This is a genomic window from Sporichthya sp. (assembly GCF_013815995.1).
GTDB lineage: Bacteria > Actinomycetota > Actinomycetes > Sporichthyales > Sporichthyaceae > Sporichthya.
On record NZ_JACDFE010000013.1, the window covers coordinates 1 to 17,571 of the forward strand.

Annotated in this window: 15 protein-coding genes, 4 tRNA genes and 1 pseudogene; 12 read left to right on the forward strand and 8 right to left on the reverse strand. The window is 69.1% G+C overall.

Translation table 11 applies throughout. The features are described from left to right. Window positions 1-244: 244 nt before the first annotated feature. The gene (locus H0X00_RS02990) at window positions 245-628 is read right to left on the reverse strand and encodes a sigma-70 family RNA polymerase sigma factor (RefSeq protein WP_293767229.1); all 384 of its coding nucleotides are present in this window, start codon (window positions 626-628) and stop codon (window positions 245-247) included. Window positions 629-1,021: 393 nt separating this feature from the next. Here H0X00_RS02990 and H0X00_RS02995 point away from each other — a divergent pair, with 393 nt between their 5' ends. From H0X00_RS02995 to H0X00_RS23625, 3 genes are all read left to right on the forward strand, one after another. Further along, on the forward strand, window positions 1,022-1,903 hold the full coding sequence (locus H0X00_RS02995; RefSeq protein WP_293767230.1) for a patatin-like phospholipase family protein: 882 nt from the start codon (window positions 1,022-1,024) through the stop codon (window positions 1,901-1,903). A 383-nt stretch (window positions 1,904-2,286) separates the two neighbouring features. Continuing rightward, window positions 2,287-2,622: a hypothetical protein gene (locus H0X00_RS03000; protein ID WP_293767231.1), complete on the forward strand. Its 336-nt coding sequence runs from the start codon at window positions 2,287-2,289 to the stop codon at window positions 2,620-2,622. Window positions 2,623-2,708: 86 nt separating this feature from the next. Then, a complete protein-coding gene (locus H0X00_RS23625; RefSeq protein WP_367186406.1) occupies window positions 2,709-2,870 on the forward strand; it encodes a helix-turn-helix domain-containing protein in 162 nt (53 codons plus the stop codon). A gap of 87 nt (window positions 2,871-2,957) precedes the next feature. Here H0X00_RS23625 and H0X00_RS03005 read toward each other — a convergent pair whose 3' ends face one another. After that, complete coding sequence (locus tag H0X00_RS03005) at window positions 2,958-3,116, reverse strand: hypothetical protein (RefSeq protein WP_293767232.1); 159 nt, start codon at window positions 3,114-3,116, stop codon at window positions 2,958-2,960. A gap of 65 nt (window positions 3,117-3,181) precedes the next feature. Then, a pseudogene (locus tag H0X00_RS23630) lies at window positions 3,182-3,472 on the reverse strand (hypothetical protein); the annotation flags it as partial. A 78-nt stretch (window positions 3,473-3,550) separates the two neighbouring features. On the opposite strand from H0X00_RS23630, the gene H0X00_RS03010 reads away from it, so the two are divergent. Both H0X00_RS03010 and H0X00_RS03015 read left to right on the forward strand, forming a co-directional pair. Further along, window positions 3,551-4,402, forward strand: a complete 852-nt coding sequence (locus H0X00_RS03010; protein WP_293767261.1) for a methyltransferase domain-containing protein — start codon at window positions 3,551-3,553, stop codon at window positions 4,400-4,402. Between the two features lie 507 nt (window positions 4,403-4,909). Then, window positions 4,910-5,587: a hypothetical protein gene (locus H0X00_RS03015; RefSeq protein WP_293767233.1), complete on the forward strand. Its 678-nt coding sequence runs from the start codon at window positions 4,910-4,912 to the stop codon at window positions 5,585-5,587. A gap of 825 nt (window positions 5,588-6,412) precedes the next feature. Here the strand turns inward: H0X00_RS03015 and H0X00_RS03020 are convergent. The 4 genes from H0X00_RS03020 to H0X00_RS03035 form a co-directional block, all read right to left on the reverse strand. Beyond that, complete coding sequence (locus H0X00_RS03020) at window positions 6,413-8,986, reverse strand: SpoIIE family protein phosphatase (RefSeq protein ID WP_293767235.1); 2,574 nt, start codon at window positions 8,984-8,986, stop codon at window positions 6,413-6,415. 467 nt (window positions 8,987-9,453) lie between these two features. Then, window positions 9,454-9,525 (reverse strand) — tRNA-Val (locus tag H0X00_RS03025). Between the two features lie 14 nt (window positions 9,526-9,539). Continuing rightward, window positions 9,540-9,611: transfer RNA gene (locus H0X00_RS03030), tRNA-Cys, on the reverse strand. A 39-nt stretch (window positions 9,612-9,650) separates the two neighbouring features. Next, window positions 9,651-9,723: transfer RNA gene (locus H0X00_RS03035), tRNA-Gly, on the reverse strand. Window positions 9,724-9,847: 124 nt separating this feature from the next. On the opposite strand from H0X00_RS03035, the gene H0X00_RS03040 reads away from it, so the two are divergent. After that, window positions 9,848-10,903 (forward strand): chorismate-binding protein, encoded by a 1,056-nt coding sequence (locus H0X00_RS03040; RefSeq protein ID WP_293767237.1) that lies wholly within the window; start codon window positions 9,848-9,850, stop codon window positions 10,901-10,903. A 30-nt stretch (window positions 10,904-10,933) separates the two neighbouring features. Beyond that, window positions 10,934-11,755 carry an aminotransferase class IV gene (locus tag H0X00_RS03045; protein ID WP_293767239.1) on the forward strand — a complete coding sequence of 274 codons (822 nt, stop codon included), beginning with the start codon at window positions 10,934-10,936 and terminating at the stop codon, window positions 11,753-11,755. A gap of 115 nt (window positions 11,756-11,870) precedes the next feature. On the opposite strand, the gene H0X00_RS03050 is transcribed toward H0X00_RS03045, so the two are convergent. Next, a complete protein-coding gene (locus H0X00_RS03050) occupies window positions 11,871-12,287 on the reverse strand; it encodes an SsgA family sporulation/cell division regulator (RefSeq protein ID WP_293767240.1) in 417 nt (138 codons plus the stop codon). 576 nt (window positions 12,288-12,863) lie between these two features. Here H0X00_RS03050 and H0X00_RS03055 point away from each other — a divergent pair. From H0X00_RS03055 to thrS, 5 genes are all read left to right on the forward strand, one after another. Next, window positions 12,864-12,935 (forward strand) — tRNA-Val (locus H0X00_RS03055). A gap of 186 nt (window positions 12,936-13,121) precedes the next feature. Next, on the forward strand, window positions 13,122-14,000 hold the full coding sequence (locus tag H0X00_RS03060) for a response regulator (protein ID WP_293767241.1): 879 nt from the start codon (window positions 13,122-13,124) through the stop codon (window positions 13,998-14,000). Further along, window positions 13,997-15,061 carry an ATP-binding protein gene (locus H0X00_RS03065; RefSeq protein ID WP_293767262.1) on the forward strand — a complete coding sequence of 355 codons (1,065 nt, stop codon included), beginning with the start codon at window positions 13,997-13,999 and terminating at the stop codon, window positions 15,059-15,061. The genes H0X00_RS03060 and H0X00_RS03065 overlap by 4 nt, the downstream gene beginning before the upstream one ends. A gap of 3 nt (window positions 15,062-15,064) precedes the next feature. Further along, entirely contained in the window at window positions 15,065-15,499 is a 435-nt protein-coding gene (locus tag H0X00_RS03070) for a response regulator (protein WP_293767242.1), read from the forward strand. A 74-nt stretch (window positions 15,500-15,573) separates the two neighbouring features. Next, window positions 15,574-17,571, forward strand: coding sequence for a threonine--tRNA ligase (gene thrS, locus H0X00_RS03075; RefSeq protein WP_367186407.1), 1,998 nt, complete (start codon window positions 15,574-15,576; stop codon window positions 17,569-17,571).

Here is a 17,571-nt window from a genome sequence, read left to right on the forward strand (position 1 = left end):
GGGCCGAGCACTGGAACACCGACCCGAAGCCCTTCATCTGGAAGGCGACCGCGGAGGAGATCATCGCCAAGGTCCGTCGCGGGCGTGAGGTCCTCAACCAGATCAATTCGCAGACGGACCACTAGGAAGGGGCAGACGGGCCATCCGGGCGGGGTCGAACCCGCGATGTGACATCGCACGTCACGATGCGAGGGCGGGCACCGGCCGCATCGGGCCGAGTTGGACCGCGGGTGCGGTCGCCGGCTCAGGTGGCCGCCAGCGGGGAATCCCGGAGCCGGAGCAGCCCGTCGCGGATCCGCGTCTTGATCGTGCCGGCGGGCTCATCAAGGCGCTCGGCCACCTGGCGGTAGGTGAGTCCACCGAAGTACGCCAGCGTTATCGCCTCGCGCTGCCGGGGGGTCAGTACCGAGAGCGCGGCCCGAACAGCCTCGCCCTTCAGTCGCAGTTCCACTTCGGCTGCGACCGAATCGAACTCAATGCACATGTTGCGCACGGCATAGGCCGCATCGCATGTGGTCGTCACCCGCGCAGTACGCACGCGATCAACCGCGCGCCGATGCGCAAGCGTCATCACCCAGGTCATGGTGGTGCCCCGGTTCTCATCGAACCGCGGGGCGTTCTGCCACATGGACCTCCTGGCAAACTTCCTCGGACTGCGCCGAATCGCGGAGGACGTGCAGGACTAGGCCGTAAACCGGCCCGGCCACGCGACCGTAAAGCCGGTCGAAGCCTGCTGGTCGCCGGTCGCCACCCAGGCGAGCAGATTCTCGACCCGCTCACCTGCGCAACCGGGGTCCAGGTCCTTCCCAGGCAGGCTCGAACCGTCATCGGGCGCGGTCCACGACGTCGACACGCGGCCACCGATCGAGTCATGATCAGGCGGCTAGAGAACGCGGGGTCCGGACAATCCCAGCCAAAGATGTCTAGAGCCGGAGTATGGCAGCGATCCGACATTCCGTCGCTGTTGCTTTTCTCAGTACCACCCGGATCGAGGGCCCATCGATCCTGACTCTGACTCCGAATGACGAGCGTGAACAACGCGATTCGTCGGCCGGCGCACGTGACTGGCGATCTCGATGTGGTGCGCGTGTTGCTCGAGCGACGCGCCGCGCGCAGCGTCCCCGGGGCACGGCGCGACCCGCACCAGATCGCTCTGGTGGTGGGCGGCGGCGGCATGCGCGGGGCCTACGTCGCGGGGATGCTCCGCGCGCTCGAACGCGAAGGACTGCGGGACGCGTTCGACGAGGCGTACGCCTCCTCCTCCGGCGCAGCCAGCGCCGCGGCCTTCCTCACCGGCTCCGCGGATTCCGGAGCCGCGTGCTTCCCCGAGGACCTTGCCAGCCGACGCTTCATCGACACCCGGCGACTTGTGGCCCCCGGGCCGGTGGTGTCCCTGGACTACTTCATCGACAAGGTCCTCGGCGTGCGCAAACCCCTGCGGTGGGAGGCGCTGGTCGACTCCCCCGCGCCCCTGCGCGTCGTCGCCACCGATGTCGATGATCTGACGGCCTGGGAGCTGTATCCGCAGACGGTGCCCGACTGGAAGCTCGCGATCCGCGCCAGCGCGACGATCCCCCTGTCCGCCGGCCGAGCGGTGCCGTTCGCCGGCCACCGCTGGGTCGACGGGTCGGTCGCCGAACCACTGGCGACCGCCCGCGCCCTGGCCGGCGGCGCGACGCATGTGCTGGTGATGCTGTGCCGGGGCGAGGGCGAACTCGACCCCCGACCCATCGCCGCTCTGCCGTGGTGGAATCGCCTGGCCGATCGCCTGGTTCCTGGGCTGGGAACGCTCGCCCAGGGCACGCGCCGCTACACGGCAGAACTGGCGATCATCGACAACCACATCACCGGCGGGGCACCACGCGGCGAGCACCTGCTGGCCATCGCCGCTCCTCGGGGGTGACCAGCCTGTGCATCGATCCCGACCCGGTGGGACGGGCGGTCGAGATCGGCGACGAGTCCATAAGCCTGCTGCTCCACACTACCCACACGACTTCCACCAGCAGCGCGGCGACCGACACGAGCTAGAGAGCCCGTTGGGGGGAGCAGTCGCGGCGGACGACACAGCCCCCTGTGTGCTCCGACGCCACCTTGAATCACCTGACGGACCATCACGGACGACCGCGGTCCCTGGCGGACCCTGGCGGCGGACGTAGCCGCGCTGGCAAACGTGCCGACTCCTGCGCCACCGTCCGCCTGCCTGCCGACCTACGTCCGCGACCACGTCGAGCTCGGCTACACGATGACGATCCACTGCGCAGAGGGGACACCGCCGACACGACCCATGTGATCGCCAGAGAGGGCATGAGCCGCGAGGCGCTCTACGTCGGATTGACCCGCGGCCGCGACGCCAACCACGCCTACGTGGTCACCGAGTCCGGCCACTCCGAGATCCACCTCGCCGATGATCCACCGACGGGGCGTCAGATTCTCGAGGCCGTACTGCGATCGCCCAGTAGCGAGGCCTCGGCAACCAACATGCTGCGGCGGCTTCAGGCTGAGCACCTGCTGTCGTTGTCCCGCGCAGGCCACTGGCCGCCAGCTCCGGATGCGGAGGCGACCCGGCCGACCTCTGCCGCGGGTCCGCACCGACCACCTCGACCACCTGGCCTGACCCGATGACCTCGCCCGCCCATCCGCTGGTTCACCGATCGTCCGCCACTTCCCTGGAGACCCACATGAACGTTCCACGGCACGACAGGCTCACCATGGCCGAGGCGACCGCATACACCGGCTGCAGCGAGCGCACCCTGCGGCGCTACGTCAGCGCCGGTCGGCTGCCTGCCTACCGACTAGGGCTTAGGGATCACGCCGACTGGCATTCCGTCTGGTGGATCTGGACGCGCTGGTTCAGCCGGTTCCCACGGTAAGCATCTCCGGCCGCCCCGGTCGGTAGGTGGTCCTTGGCCGGTGGGCAGGCTGAGGCGGCACCGGCGACATTCTCGGCGGTGGAGTCGCTACTCGCCGAATGGGCGCACCGGCAGGTAGTTCGCCAGGTCACTGGGTTCGCGGTGCACGTCGAACTGCTGGAGCAACTCGACGTATCGCCGCTTGTCGAAACCGTCGAAGTGCCAGTCGTACTGGTCGAGGACATCGTCTTGAGCGGACAGAAACACGAGGTCCCGAGGAGTCGCGTCGTGCGTCCGTTCCCGTCAGCGAATGGGTGGACGCGGACCGATTCGGCGTGCGCAGCGATCCCAAGCTGCCGGGGAGTCCAGTGGCCGAGCGACCATCGATACCGAATCGTCTCGAACGACTGCACGAGGTCGGGGCCGATGTTCCAGGGAACGACGCCGATGCTCGGTTCCCGTGTGCGGTAGCCACCCGCCCAAGCCCAGATGTCGCCGTAGAGCCGCTCGTGCAGCTCCCTCAGGAACTCGTCCGACAAGAGTTCGCTCAAGGTCGTACACCGCTGCCTTGGTGAGTGGCGCCCCGAGCAGCTCACGAGCCCGCGGCGTGAGGGCCGATTCATCCTCGGCGGAGACCGGCGTCTGCCCGTACGCCGGCGTCAGCGACATTAGGCTCGCGGCCGCCGGCCATCAAGGAACTTCTGCACCTTGGCCGACCGGACGAAGCCGTCGGGCACCGTTCGGCTTTCCAGCGCCGCGGACGCCTTCGTGGACCTGGCAGCGAACCGCTCCACGGCTTCCTTGCTCACAACGCGCCGGTCCACGACGGGCGCCAGGAACCCGACGACGGCCGTGTAGTGGGCACGCCGTCGTTCGGGGTCACGGCCGCGGGTGCCGAGGTCATGGACAAGCTCTCCCGCGGTCTGATGGACGGTCAGCTCCTGACCGGGATCCTTCCGGGTGCGGGCGACCTCGCGGGCCGTCTGGCCGCCGGGGCCCGCGCCGCCGATGTCGGGTGCGGTACCGGACACGCGCTCAACCTGATGGCGCGCGCCTTCCCGGCGTCCGAGTTCCGGGGCTACGACTTCTCCGCCGAGGGGATCGCCCGCGCCCGCGCCGAGGCGGCCGAGTGGGGGCTCGGCAACGTGGAGTTCGAGATCCTGGATGTCGTCGAGCTCGCCGCGGACCCGCCCTTCGGCGTGGTGTTCGCCTTTGACGCCATCCACGACCAGGTGGACCCGGTCGGCGTCCTCGCCGCCATCCACCGTGCCCTCGAACCCGGCGGCCTGTTCCTGATAATGGACACCAAGGCGTCGAGCAGTCTCGAGAACAACCTGGAGAACCCCCTCGCCCCGATGTTGTACGCGGTCAGCACGCTGCACTGCATGACCGTCTCGCTCGCCCACGGCGGAGCGGGTCTCGGGACGATGTGGGGGGAGGAACGAGCCCGACAGATCCTCGCTGACGCGGGCTTCGACCTGCTCGACGTCTACGACGTCCCCGACGACCCTATGGACTCGGTCTACCTCAGCCAGAGGCCGCCGACCGCCTGACTCCATGGGCGAATCCGGGGTTCAGCCAAGGTAAGGCCAAAAGCCACAACGAAGCGATCCGGGGTCACGGGGTGGCTTTGTCGGGACCCCGTGGCGGGCTGCACCCCGGGCACAGTGTCACCGCCCCGACCCGCCACCCGCGGGCGGTCAGCCACCGCGCGACGACGCCGCCGCTGACGTCGATGTCCGGACCGCTCAGCAGCGGTCCGTCCCCGCAGCCCGCGCAGGCGATCTCGGTGACCGGACCGCGCGGCGCGCACGCCCGCCCCAGTCGCCCGCGCGACGGACGGCGCCCCATCGGACGGGTCGGTAGCCCGCACTACGCCGGTCGAGATCGTACCGCCCCGCCCCCGCGGCAAGACCCGGGTAGAGCTGGTCTGGAAGGCGGATCGGCCCGTGACAGGCCCGAGGCGTGGATCGCGATGATCGACGTCGACACCGTCGTCGTGAAGGGTTTGGGCGGGCAGGCGGCGGGCAGGGCGGGAGTTGCAAAGGTCATTCTTCCTTGTGGCCCACGGCCGCAATGCCAGCTTACCAGAGAGAACCCAGATGCCCCAGCTTCGTCGCCACCTCACCCGCGGGATTCTCATCGGCCTCACCGCGGTCCTCGCACTACCAGGCACTGTGGCCGCCGCTAGCCCCACATCCGCCGCGGCACCCAAGAAGTGCACCCAGAAGATTACCGGCCAGAACGACGCCGTCCTCAGCGTGGCCAAGGGGGAGAGGCTGTGCCTGGTCGGCGCGACGCAGGTGGGTGCGGTGAACGTTGCCCCCGGCGGTTCCCTGTCGGTGACCCGCTCGACCATCACGGGGGTGACCACCTTGAACGCGGGCTTCCGCAGCCTGCGCTTCTGCGGCAGCAAGACGGTCGGCGCCATCACGGTCACCGGTGGCAAGAATGCTGTTGTCATCGGCGGTAGCAAGAGGAACTCGTCATGTCGAGCCAACACGATTGAGGGTGCCGTGACGCTGGACGCGAACCGGGCCGGCGTCATGCTCGGCCTCAACCGGATCATGGGCGCGGTGACCGCGAGCGCCAACCAGGGGGGCACGATCATCGCTGGCAACCGGATCAGTGGCGATCTCACCTGCACCACCAACAAGCCGCGCCCGAAGAACGCTGGCAGCAAGAACGAGGTCGGCGGGACCAGGTCCGGGCAGTCCTGCGCCAGCAGCGCGTTCTAGCGGGTCCTCGACACCGCCAGGCCACCCTGCCCCTTACACCTGGTCGCGAACATGTCTCACCGAATCGGCAACCCCGCTTCACCCTGACGCCCCGCCAGTGCAACTCTGACGGGGCGTCAGCGTATGTGACGGGAGTTGCCGTGATGGCGCCCACGATGACTCCAATGGATCTGGCCCTCGGCAGCCGATGGCGATCGAGGTGATCTTGGCGACGCCACGCGCTACGAGGCCCTACCACATTCGGGCGTGCGGCGCGTCAGGTAGACGCGTCGATTTCCGATTTCTGTGTGTCCGGGCCTCGACGAGCTCTGCATTGAATGTTGGAGAGGGTCTGCTTCTCGCGGGTTCACCCCGACGTGATCGTGAGATCATCCACGGGGTGCAGGTCGTTCCACAGGTGCAAGGATTCAGCTACATCCCTTGTGTCAGCGCCGCCTGAACGCTGACCCCGTGTCGCCTGCTGCTTCAAGCGGTCAACGCAACGCGGGGCTCGCTGTAGCCGTGGCTGGTTCTGCTCATTTTGGGTCTTTCGCGCGCTGTCGATGCTCACGTTGGAGCGCGTCATGTTCGTGGAGCTTGAGGTTCCGGCCGGCCTCGCGGTGTACTGAGCGCGCAGGGGACAGTCGCGGCAGGCTGCTCCGAACGTCGCGACCCGGGTCTTGCTGAGCTTGCGGGTGACACCGGCCGTGGTGCTCGTAGAAGCGCGCGGCTTTGTTGTGGAGCGCATCGCCAACGACGCCGAGTCCCGCCACCAGGCGAGACGCCTCCACCGCCCGGCCGAGGGCGTCCGCGAGCAGCACACCGTCGAGGTGGGGTGCCTGCAAGTTACGGTCCAGAGCGAGCCGACCCTCTGGTGTCGTTTGGCAGGGTGCGTTCGACGGTGTCCCCTGTCGGTGCGTTGTCGTCATGTGAATGGACCGGCTGGTGTTGGGCTGGGAGTCGCACGGCGATGAACGCGACGTCGTCGTCAGCCGCCGGCTTCATCCGCAGTAGTAGCTCGTCGCACAGCTTGTCGAGTGGGAGGTTGGCTAGCTCTCTGAGGGTGTCACGGAGCCTGGCCAATCCGGTGTCGAGGTCCTCCCCGCGGTGCTCGATGAGCCCGTCGGTGTAGAGCAGGACGGTGGCTCCCTGATCGAGGGTGATCTCGGACTGGATGCGGGAGGTCCGCGGTTCGAAGCCGAGCAGCAGGTCGACCTCGGATCCGGGGAGGATGACAACGTTCCCGTCGGCGTCGATGGCCATCGGCGGCGGATGTCCGGCGTTTGACCAACGCAGCCGTGTGGCACCTCGTTCGCGTTCGCTCGGGGTTTGCTCGAGGCGGGCGACGATAGCGGTCGCGGTGGTGGCGACTTGTAGTCCCTCGATTGCGGCGTCGACACCTCGCAGGACCTCAGCCGGTCCGGACCCGGTGTGCCAGGCGATGCCGCGAAGCAGTCCGCGAACCTCGACCATCGCGGCAGCGGCGGCGGTGTCGTGTCCGACGACGTCGCCGATGACGAGTGTGGTGGCGCCGTCGGGCTGGCAGAACGCGTCGAACCAGTCGCCGCCGACGGCGGCAAGCTCAGCGGCCGGGACATAGCGCACGGCAATCTCGCCATGGTTGGACTCCGGAGGGTCGGCGAGCACGAGGCGTTGCAGGCCTTCGGCGAGGCTGCGTTGTTCCGCGTACAGGCGGGCGTTGTCCAGTGCCAGTCCGGCGCGGGCTGCCACCTCACCTGCGGTGGTGATCTCCTCGTTCGACATCAACGGCCGGGCGGCGCCGCGGCACAGGGTCAGCACTCCGAGCACCGTGTGGTGCGCGACGAGAGGGAGGACCACGGAGGACTCCGGTGCCAGCTGCGTGATCGCGGCAATGGCCGCCGGTGACTGCAGGACGTCGAGAGCAAGTGCCATGGCGCCGTGTGCCGTGATGACCGGCTGGCGGGACCTTCTGGCCCGATGGACCGCCGCGGGCTGCTCGACATCTTCGAGGCAATGGGCAGCAAACGCCTCGACAGCGGGCAGGAGATCAGGGTCAACATGCCAGCAGCCGACGTGCCGCAGACTGCCGTCATCGTCGACCAGCGACACCAGACACCAGTCGGCGAGCGCTGGGACAACGAGCCGAGCCAGGGCGGCCACGGCAGCATCGGTCTCGAGCGCGGCGGTGGCGAGTCCGGAGCTGACCGTGGCGACCAGTTCGAGCAACGTGGTGGCCGCCTCGGCGCGCTGCCGGTCGGCCCGCCGGGCGGTGATGTCCAGCAGGTAGAGAGCCATCCCGTCGGGGGCCGGAACCGCTCTGACCTCATACCAGCTGTCGACGTGGGGGTAGTACGACTCGAACTCGACGGGCTCGCCCGTGGCGGCGGCGCCCTTGCACTGGAGCCCGAACTCGAGCCCCTCGAGATCCGGGAAGGCCTCCCACAGCTCGCGACCGACCAACTCCTGCGCGGTCATCCCGACCGCGCGCTCACCGGCTGCGTTGAGGTGGGTGACGACCCACTGGCCATCCACCGACAAGAACCCGGTAGCCATGGTGGCACGCAGGTGCGCCGCCTGGTCCCGGCCGGTGCGGACCTCAGTGATGTCATAGGCCGTACCCAGCAGCTGAACCGACGGCCCGGAGGTGCTCGGCACGGCTCGGCCGCGCACGACCAGCCACCGCTGCTGGCCACCCGGCAGATTTACCCGGAACTCAGCGCGGTAGTCCCCGACAGCTTCGACAGCCGCGGCGATCGCTGCGTCGACCGTCGGTCGGTCCTCGGGGTGGATGCGGCTGAACGCGGCGGTGATGTGCGGAACGAGCTCGCCCGGCGCGTACCCGAACAGGGTTTGCAGCCGCTCGTCCATGCTGACGCGATCGGTGCGCAGGTCCCAGTCGAATGAGCCGAGACCGGTAGCGTCGCTGGCGAGGTCCCAGAGCAGCCGGCTGGCCTCGTAGTCCACCGACAGCGCCGACAGCTCCAGCTCGGCGATCACCGCACCGGCAAGCTGTTCGAGCAGTGCCACGTCGTGGTCCGACCAGGGCCGTGCCGAGTCGTCGAACACGCACAGCGCACCCACGGCTGCACCGCCACCGACGGTCAGCGGCACCCCGAGGTAGGCTCCCACCGCACCTGAGGCGATCGGTGGCAGATCAGCGACCCGAGCGTCGTCCTTCGCGTCGCTGATCACCAGCGGCCCACCGAACGCCGCGGCAGCGGCGCACAACGACACGTCCAACGGACCTTCGCTGCCGATGGAACCTTCGGGTAGCCCGGCTCCCCCAGCGACGATCTCGACGTCGGTCAGCAGCGAAAGTTGCACTGACGGGACGAGCAGCAAGCGAGCCACCCGTTCACACAGCCGGGCCACGGCGGCGTTCCCACCGGCCGCGGGGAGCAACCGCGCCGCCGCGGCCGTTCGGGGTAGGTCAGCCACGAGGGCACGCTTGGCCTGTTCGGCCAGGTTGTCACCCTCCGGGCCATGCGCCGCCCTCGGCCCTCGCGGGCTCGCTGAAGTCAACTGGTGCGCGGCTTGGGCATGACACTGATCCTGCCACCGCGACGAGCACGCCGCCAAGGACGACGCCCGATTAGCTGCCTGGCGCCCTGCCATGAACCTGCCATGAACCTGGCAGGGCCGCGTGACGGGGACGTCCCCAATCACAAGGACGCCGCGATGCGCGCCAGGAAGTGACTCGCAGGCCCGCAACGCATCCCGGTAAAGCGAGAGCTCGTGCGTCGGCGCGAACCGTCGGCCAGGCCTCGGTCGTTCGGTGTCGACCCATTTGCAGCGCCACGTCGACAACTCTGCCACGAGGTGGCCACCGTTCTGTGGACCCTCGCGGGTTTGGCACAAAAAAGGCGAGAGGCCCCCGAAGGGGCCTCTGACCTGCATCTTTCTAGTGGGCGTTGCAGGGATTGAACCTGCGACCTCTTCCGTGTCAGGGAAGCGCTCTCCCGCTGAGCTAAACGCCCGGGTGGTGGTGTCGAGGCCGGAGCGGGAATCGAACCCGCGTACAGGGCTTTGCAGGCCCTTGCCTAAGCCACTCGGCCATCCGGCCAGGGTGTTGGGCCCTGGGGCAGCCGATCGGCCACCTTCGAGCGGACGACGGGATTCGAACCCGCGACCCTCACCTTGGCAAGGTGATGCTCTACCAACTGAGCCACGTCCGCGCGAGCCGCTCGATCCGAAGATCTTCGCGGTGCAGGTCGAAACAATAGCCCATCCTCAGGACCGCTTCACCGCGATTGACGCGCCGGCGGGCGGGTCGATGAGGAGGGAAGTAGGTTGCCGCAGGTGGACGCCGCCGAGGAGCCGCTGTTCAGCGGCGGTGGGCTGCTCGCCCGGGGGCTGCTGGACCTCACCGATGATCCGGCCGCTCTGGACTCGGGCGGCTTCTGGGCCGTCCTAGCCAGCTTCGAAGGCGCGCTGACCTGCGCCAAGTTCGCCGACGTCCGTCCCGGCACGCCGGATCCGGCCCCCTGGCGCGGGCCGCTCCGCGAGGACTGGACGAGCACGCTGGATCGAGCCGGCTACGTCGGGGCCGTCGAGGCGATCCGGACTCGGATCGCGAGCGGCGAGGTCTACCAGGCGAACCTCTGCCGGATCCTGTCCGCGCCGCTACCTGACCCCGATCGGGCGAATGTGGCCGGCCTGGCGGCTCTGCTGGCGGCCGGCAACCCGGCTCCGTACGCCGGCCTGCTGCGGCTGCCCAAGGACGGCGTGCACGTCGCGAGCGCCTCGCCCGAGCTGTTCCTGCGCCGGGCCGGGCGAGTGGTCGAGTCCGGGCCGATCAAGGGCACCGGCCGGGGGCGGGCGGACCTGCAGGACAAGGACCGCGCGGAGAACGTGATGATCGTCGACCTGGTCCGCAACGACCTCAGCCGGGTCTGCGCCACCGGCTCGGTCACCGTCCCGGCCCTGTGCGCCGTCGAACAGCACCCCGGCCTGGTGCACCTGGTCTCCACCGTCCGGGGCGAACTGCGCCCGGACGCCGGGTGGGCGGATCTGCTCGGGGCCACCTTCCCGCCCGGCTCGGTCACCGGCGCGCCCAAGCTCGCGGCCCTGGACGTCATCGCCGACTACGAGCCGGTGCCCCGCGGCCCCTACTGCGGCGCGCTCGGGTGGGTGGACGCCGACGCCGGCACCGGGTGCCTGGCGGTCGGGATCCGGACCTTCTGGCGGGAGGGCGACGTGCTGCGCTTCGGCACCGGGGCCGGCATCACCTGGGCGTCGGACCCGGCCGCGGAGTGGGCCGAGACTGAACTCAAGGCCGACCGGCTATTGAGCCTGGCGGCCGGCCCCCTCTCTTGCGTCAGCGAGAACGGTGGCTATGACGACCGATATCGCTGACGCAAGGGGCGATCTCGTGGGGGACAGCGCATGAAGGTCTGGCTCAACGGGGCGATGGTCGAGCGCGACGCCGCCCGGGTCTCGGTGTTCGATCACGGCTTCACCGTCGGGGACGGGGTCTTCGAGACCACCAAGGTGGTCGAGGGCCGCCCGTTCGCCCTGACCCGCCATCTGGCCCGCCTGACAACCTCCGCAAGCACCATGGGTCTGCAAGCTCCGGATCTGGACCTGGTCCGCGCGGCGGTGGAGCAGGTGGTGGAGCAACTCGGAGACACCCTCGGCCGCGTCCGGATCACCTACACCGCCGGGGAGGCCCCGCTCGGATCAGGCCGTGGGGACGCCGAGCCCACCCTGGTCGTGGCCGCCTCGCCGATGACGCCGTGGGCGGCCACCGAGTCGGTGGTGGTGGTCCCGTGGGTACGCAACGAGCGCTCCGCCGTCGCCGGGGTGAAGACGACCGCCTATGCGGAGAACGTGGTCGCGCTCGCCCACGCCAAAGCGGCCGGTGCCGGCGAGGCGTTGTTCGCCAACACGGCGGGGGAGTTGTGCGAGGGCACCGGCACCAACGTCTTCGTGGTGCGGGACGGCATCGTCCGTACGCCGGCCCTGGAGGCCGGCTGCCTGGCCGGGATCACCCGCGCCCTTGTGCTCGCCTGGTGCCCGCAGGTCCGCGAGGAGCGGCTCACGCCGGCGGACCTCGCCGGCGCGGACGAGGTCTTCCTCACCTCGGCTACCCGCGACGTCCAGGGCGTGCACGCCGTCGACGGCCGTTCCCTCGGGAACGGGCCCGTCACCGTGTCCATTGCGGACACCTTTGTGAGGAATGCACGACTTGACCCGGATCCGATCTGAAAGATCGATATCTGAGCATTCGTCACAAGATCGACTTGTCAGGCATAACGACGGTGGGGCGTCCCGAAGGACGCCCCACCGTGGGTTCTCAGCGCGGGCCGGACCCGCGTTGGTGCTAGCTCTCGGCGATCAGCTGGGTCAGGGCCGCGTCGATGTCCAGGTGGACCGACTCGGACCCGGCCGGCACCGTCGCGTAGGTGCGGTCCAGGAACGTGGACAGCTCGGGGGCCGGAGCCTCCAGGAGCGCCTCGCCCTCGGGGGAGCTCAGGGAGATGTAGACGACCTGAACACCCGCCTCGCTGGACGGCCACACGCGGACGTCGCCGAGCCCGGCGTCGTCACGCAGGCCCGCTGCGAGCAGGTCGCGGGCGAAAACCCACTCGACCGTGTCGCCGGCCGCGTGGAACGTGGCGTGGATGGCGTAGGGATCTGCAAGGTCGTACCGCAGCGCCGCGGGGACCGGCAGGGCTGCGTCGCCTGCGACCAGAAGTCGCAAGCGAAGCTCGCAGGTGACCGAAGACTCTGCCTTCATCTGCGTGCCGTACCTCTCTCGAATGTGCTCGGCGGTTTGCCCGGCCTCACTGGTGGGCTGCGTTTCCGCAGCTGGCCCGCCAGGGAGTCAAACCTCGCCGTGCGTGGTGGTTCTCGTTTTCTCGCTGTACAACGTCCGTCGCAACCTCAGGTCACTGTGTATCGCCATGATTCTTCGAGGGCAACGGGCGCGGGGAATCGCAATGTCCGGGCAACGTCGGGCGGCGCGGCTCCGTTCAAGATCTATTCCCGCTACCGCGTGACATCGAACGTGTCCGATTTGTGCCGCATTGTCCTGCGTGAATACGGACGCACCTGGCATGACGTGCTTGCGGAGGGTGCGCGGGGGCCCTCCGGTCGAACTCCGCGGCAGGGCGCTAATCGGGCAGTTGGGCGAACGCCCTAACGATCATGGTCGCGCGAAGTTTGAACTCCGCTTGGCGTGTGGAATCCAGTGCCATTGTCATGACCGCCGACGCGCCGACCGACACTTCTCGGCCACGGGGAGCACCCGTGGTGGGGGGTCCGCGCGCGCACTGCGCGCCCAAGGCTCCGGTAGGGTTGCGCTCCGCATCCCGGGCGATTAGCTCAGCGGGAGAGCGCCCCGCTCACACCGGGGAGGTCACTGGTTCGAACCCAGTATCGCCCACTGCTTCACCCCACCAGCTCCACCCCACCAGCTCCAGCAGTTCCATCTCGACGGGCACGACGGTCAAGCAGCGGGCCGCCCCGGGGCTCCACATCGACCGCTGCCGACATTGCGAGGCCTCGGGTGAGTGACTCCGTGGACGCGGCGTTAAGACCGCCGACGGCGGCGACTGCCTATGACCCGAAGATGCAAATCGTCCTGATCGAGGACGACCCGGGCGACGCGACGCTCGTGCGCGACATGCTCGACGAGGTCGAGCCGGACCTGTCGCTGACCTGGGTCCGGTCCATCGCCGAGGCTGGGCCGGCCCTGTCCGCCGAGACCCGCTGCGTCCTGCTGGACCTCGTGCTTCCGGATGCGACCGGCTTCGACGGGTTGCAGCGGGTGCTGGCGCAGGCCCCGAACGCCGCCGTGGTCGTCCTGACCGGCTTCTCCGACTCCGACAAGGGCGTCGAGGCCGTGTCCCGCGGCGCCCAGGACTACCTCAACAAGAGCCAGATTGATCCGGAGCTGCTCAGCCGCGCGGTCCGCTACGCGGTCGAGCGCCGCGCCGCGCAGGACACCGCCCGCGAACTCGCGCAGGCCGAGTCCCGCGCGGCGGAGAACACCCGCCTGGAACGCGGCCTCCTCCCGAAGCCCCTGTTGTTCGACGCGAATCTCGCCGTCGTCCAGCGCTACCGCCCGGGTCGCGACCGCGCGCTGCTCGGCGGCGACTTCTACGACGTCGTGGAGTGCGCCGACGGAGTCCTGTACGCGGTGATCGGTGACGTCAGCGGGCACGGCCCCGACGAGGCGGCGCTGGGGGTCTGCCTGTGCTCGGCAGCTCGCCGCGGGTCACCGCGGAGCTGGACGAGATTCAGGCGGCCGGGGAGCGGTGGCGCGCGGACTACGCGAGCGTGTCGATCGCCGCGGTCGCGGCGACCCCCGCCGACCAGAAACTGGAGAAGCTGCCCGAGAAGCTGGGCCGGGAGCGCTTCAATGCGGTCCGCGCCCGCGTCGACGAACTGGCCGCGTCCCTGGCGGGCGAGCGCGTCCTGGCCCGGGACCGGGTCCTGGACGAGATGACCCGGATCCGGGTCATCGCGGCCGGCGCGCTGTTGGCGGCGATCCTGGCCGGGCTCGCGGTGTGGCTGAGTTTGCGCCGGCTGGTCCTGGGGCCCTTGGACCGGCTCGGCACCGAGACCCGGGTGGTGGCCGGCGGCGAGTTCGGCCGGCCGGTGACCGTCGACGGGCCGATCGAGGTCCGCCGACTGGGCGGCGACGTCGAGGCCATGCGCCGGCAGCTGGCCGAGTCGCTCGTCGAGGCGCGGCGGGCCGAAGAGGAAGCGCGGCGGGCCGAGGAGGAGGTGCGGGCCCAGGCCGAGATGCTGGTGGCCCAGACCGACGACCTGCGCCGGTCCAACGAGGAGCTCGAGCAGTTCGCCTACGTCGCCTCGCACGACCTGCAGGAGCCGCTGCGTAAGGTCGCCAGCTTCTGTCAGATGCTGCAGCGCCGCTACCAGGGACAGCTGGACGAGCGGGCCGACCAGTACATCGAGTTCGCCGTCGACGGCGCCAAGCGGATGCAGCAGCTGATCAACGATCTGCTGGCCTTCTCCCGGGTCGGGCGCGCCACGGAACGCCTGGTGCCGGTGGACACCGGGCTCGCCGCCCAGCACGCTCTGGACGCACTGGGCGCGGCGACCGAGGAGACCCAGGCCGAGATCGAGATCGGGCCGCTGCCGACCGTGCCCGGCGACGACGCGCTGCTGACCCAGGTGTTCCAGAACCTGATCGGCAACGCCATCAAGTTCCGCGCGCCGGACCGGTCCGCCAAGGTGTCGATCACCGCGGAACAGGAGGACGAGTTCTGGCACTTCCGCTGCGAGGACAACGGGATCGGGATCGACGCGCAGTACGCCGATCGCATCTTCGTCATCTTCCAGCGGCTGCACGCCAAGGAGGAGTACACCGGGACCGGGATCGGCCTGTCCCTCTGTAAGAAGATCGTCGAGTACCACGGTGGGCGGATCTGGCTGGACACCGAACGCAACGGTGACCCGGGCAGCGTCGTGCACTGGACGTTGCCAGTCGCACCAGCCCCCGTCAGCCTCGCGACCACTGCGGTCGCCGAAAGGAAGGTGTGACCCATGGTTGCCGACCTGATCGAGGTCCTGCTCGTCGAGGACGACCCGGGCGACGTGCTGATGACGAAGGAAGCCTTCGCCGACAACAAGGTGAAGAACAACCTCAGCGTGGTCACCGGCGGCGTGGAGGCGCTGGCCTTCCTGCGCCGCGAGGGCAGGTACTCCGACGCGCCGTACCCGGACATGATCCTGCTCGACCTCAACCTGCCCAAAAAGGACGGCCGGGAGGTTCTGGCGGAGATCAAGGCCGACCCGAAGCTCGCGCACATCCCGGTGGTCGTGCTCACCACCTCCGGCGCGCACGAGGACATCCTGGGCAGCTACCGCCTGCACGCGAACGCCTACGTCACCAAGCCGGTCGACTTCGAGCAGTTCATCAAGGTGGTACGTCAGATCGATGACTTCTTCGTAGGCGTCGTCAAGCTGCCCAGGCCCTGACCCCAGAAAGTCGGGAGAGGAGCCCGGGCCGACCTGGATAGCATCGGTGGCTGCCCGGAACTCCGGGTGACCAGCTGAGTAGTCAGGAGCACGCCGTGTCCGAGGTCAGCATCAGCATCATCGATGGGGCCGCCGGAGCGCAGCGATCGGTGCCGGCCGGGACGACCGCGGCCGAGCTCTTCGCCGAGGACCGGGCGGTGATCGCAGCCCGGGTCAACGGCGCGCAGCGCGACCTGGCCCACGTGCTCGACGCGGGCGACGAGGTCGCCGGGATCCGCAACGACGAGCCCGACGGGCTGGCGATCGTGCGGCACTCCGCGGCGCACGTGCTCGCGCAGGCCGTGCAGGAGCTGTTCCCGAAGTCCAAGCTCGGCATCGGCCCGCCGATCGAGAACGGCTTCTACTACGACTTCGACGTCGAGACCCCGTTCACCCCGGACGACCTCAAGCGCATCGAGAAGCGCATGCAGGAGCTCATCAAGGCGCGGCAGACCTTCAGCCGCCGTGAGGTCTCCGACGACGAGGCGCGCGCCGAGCTTGCCGACGAGCCGTACAAGCTCGAGCTGATCGGGCTCAAGGGTTCCGGCGCGGGCGATGCGGGCGAGGGTGCCGAGGTCGAGGTCGGCGCCGGCCAGCTCACCATCTACGACAACCACCGCAAGGACGGCTCGCTGGCCTGGAAGGACCTGTGCCGCGGACCGCACGTGCCGCAGATGGGCGACATCCCGGCGTTCAAGTTGATGCGCAGCGCCGCCGCCTACTGGCGCGGCAGCGAGAAGAACCCGATGCTGCAGCGCGTCTACGGCACCGCCTGGGAATCCCGCGACGCGCTCAAGGACTACCAGACCCGCCTCGAGGAGGCGGCCAAGCGCGACCATCGCAAGCTCGGCGCCGAGCTGGATCTGTTCTCCTTCCCGGACGAGATCGGCTCCGGCCTGGCCGTCTTCCACCCCAAGGGCGGCACCATCCGCCGGGTCATGGAGGACTACTCGCGTCAGAAGCACATCGAGGGCGGCTACGAGTTCGTCAACACCCCGCACATCACCAAGGCCCAGCTCTTCGAGACCTCAGGTCACCTCGAGTGGTACGCCGAGGGCATGTTCGCGCCGATGCAGATGGACGGCGCCGACTACTACCTCAAGCCGATGAACTGCCCGTTCCACAACCTGATCTTCCGCTCGAGCGGGCGGTCGTATCGCGAGCTGCCGCTGCGACTCTTCGAGTTCGGCACCGTGTACCGCAACGAAAAGTCCGGCGTCGTGCACGGCCTGACCCGGGCCCGCGGTTTCACCCAGGACGACGCGCACATCTACTGCACCCGCGGGCAGATGCGCGACGAACTCACCACCACGTTGCGCTTCGTGCTCGACCTGCTGCGCGACTACGGGCTGAACGACTTCTACCTCGAGCTCTCGACCAAGGACCCGGTCAAGTTCGTCGGCTCCGCCGAGGACTGGGCCGAGGCGACCGAGGTGCTGCGCGAGGTCGCGGTCAGCGAGGGTCTCGAGCTGGTGATGGACTCCGGTGGCGCCGCGTTCTACGGGCCGAAGATCTCGGTGCAGGCCAAGGACGCGATCGGGCGCACCTGGCAGATGTCGACCATCCAGTTGGACTTCAACCTGCCCGAGCGCTTCGAGCTGGAGTTCCAGTCCGCCGACGGCTCGCGGCAGCGGCCGGTCATGATCCACCGTGCGCTGTTCGGGTCGATCGAGCGCTTCTTCGGGGTGCTCGTGGAGCACTACGCGGGCGCGTTCCCGCCCTGGCTCGCGCCGGTACAGGCTGTCGGCATCCCGATCGCCGACGAGCACCTGCCCTACCTGCGGGAAGTCGCGGCCCAGTTGCGCGCGCAGGGCATCCGGGTCGAGGTCGATGACGCCGACGACCGGATGCAGAAGAAGATCCGCAACGCGCAGAAGCAGAAGATTCCGTTCATGATGCTGGCCGGAGACGAAGACGTGGCTGCCGGCGCGGTCAGCTTCCGGTACCGCAGTGGCGAGCAGAAGAACACCGTCCCGGTGGCCGACGCGATCGCCGAGATCGTCGCGGCCGTGCGGGACCGCGTGCAGGTATGA

Coding starts and splice junctions, on each gene's coding strand:
- H0X00_RS02990 (WP_293767229.1), bottom strand. CDS start 628: ATGTGGCAGAACGCCCCGCGGTTCGATGAGAACCGGGGCACCACCATG.
- H0X00_RS03050 (WP_293767240.1), bottom strand. CDS start 12,287: ATGAAGGCAGAGTCTTCGGTCACCTGCGAGCTTCGCTTGCGACTTCTG.
- H0X00_RS03045 (WP_293767239.1), top strand. CDS start 10,934: ATGAAGGTCTGGCTCAACGGGGCGATGGTCGAGCGCGACGCCGCCCGG.
- H0X00_RS02995 (WP_293767230.1), top strand. CDS start 1,022: ATGACGAGCGTGAACAACGCGATTCGTCGGCCGGCGCACGTGACTGGC.
- H0X00_RS23625 (WP_367186406.1), top strand. CDS start 2,709: ATGGCCGAGGCGACCGCATACACCGGCTGCAGCGAGCGCACCCTGCGG.
- H0X00_RS03060 (WP_293767241.1), top strand. CDS start 13,122: ATGCAAATCGTCCTGATCGAGGACGACCCGGGCGACGCGACGCTCGTG.
- H0X00_RS03070 (WP_293767242.1), top strand. CDS start 15,065: ATGGTTGCCGACCTGATCGAGGTCCTGCTCGTCGAGGACGACCCGGGC.
- H0X00_RS03065 (WP_293767262.1), top strand. CDS start 13,997: ATGACCCGGATCCGGGTCATCGCGGCCGGCGCGCTGTTGGCGGCGATC.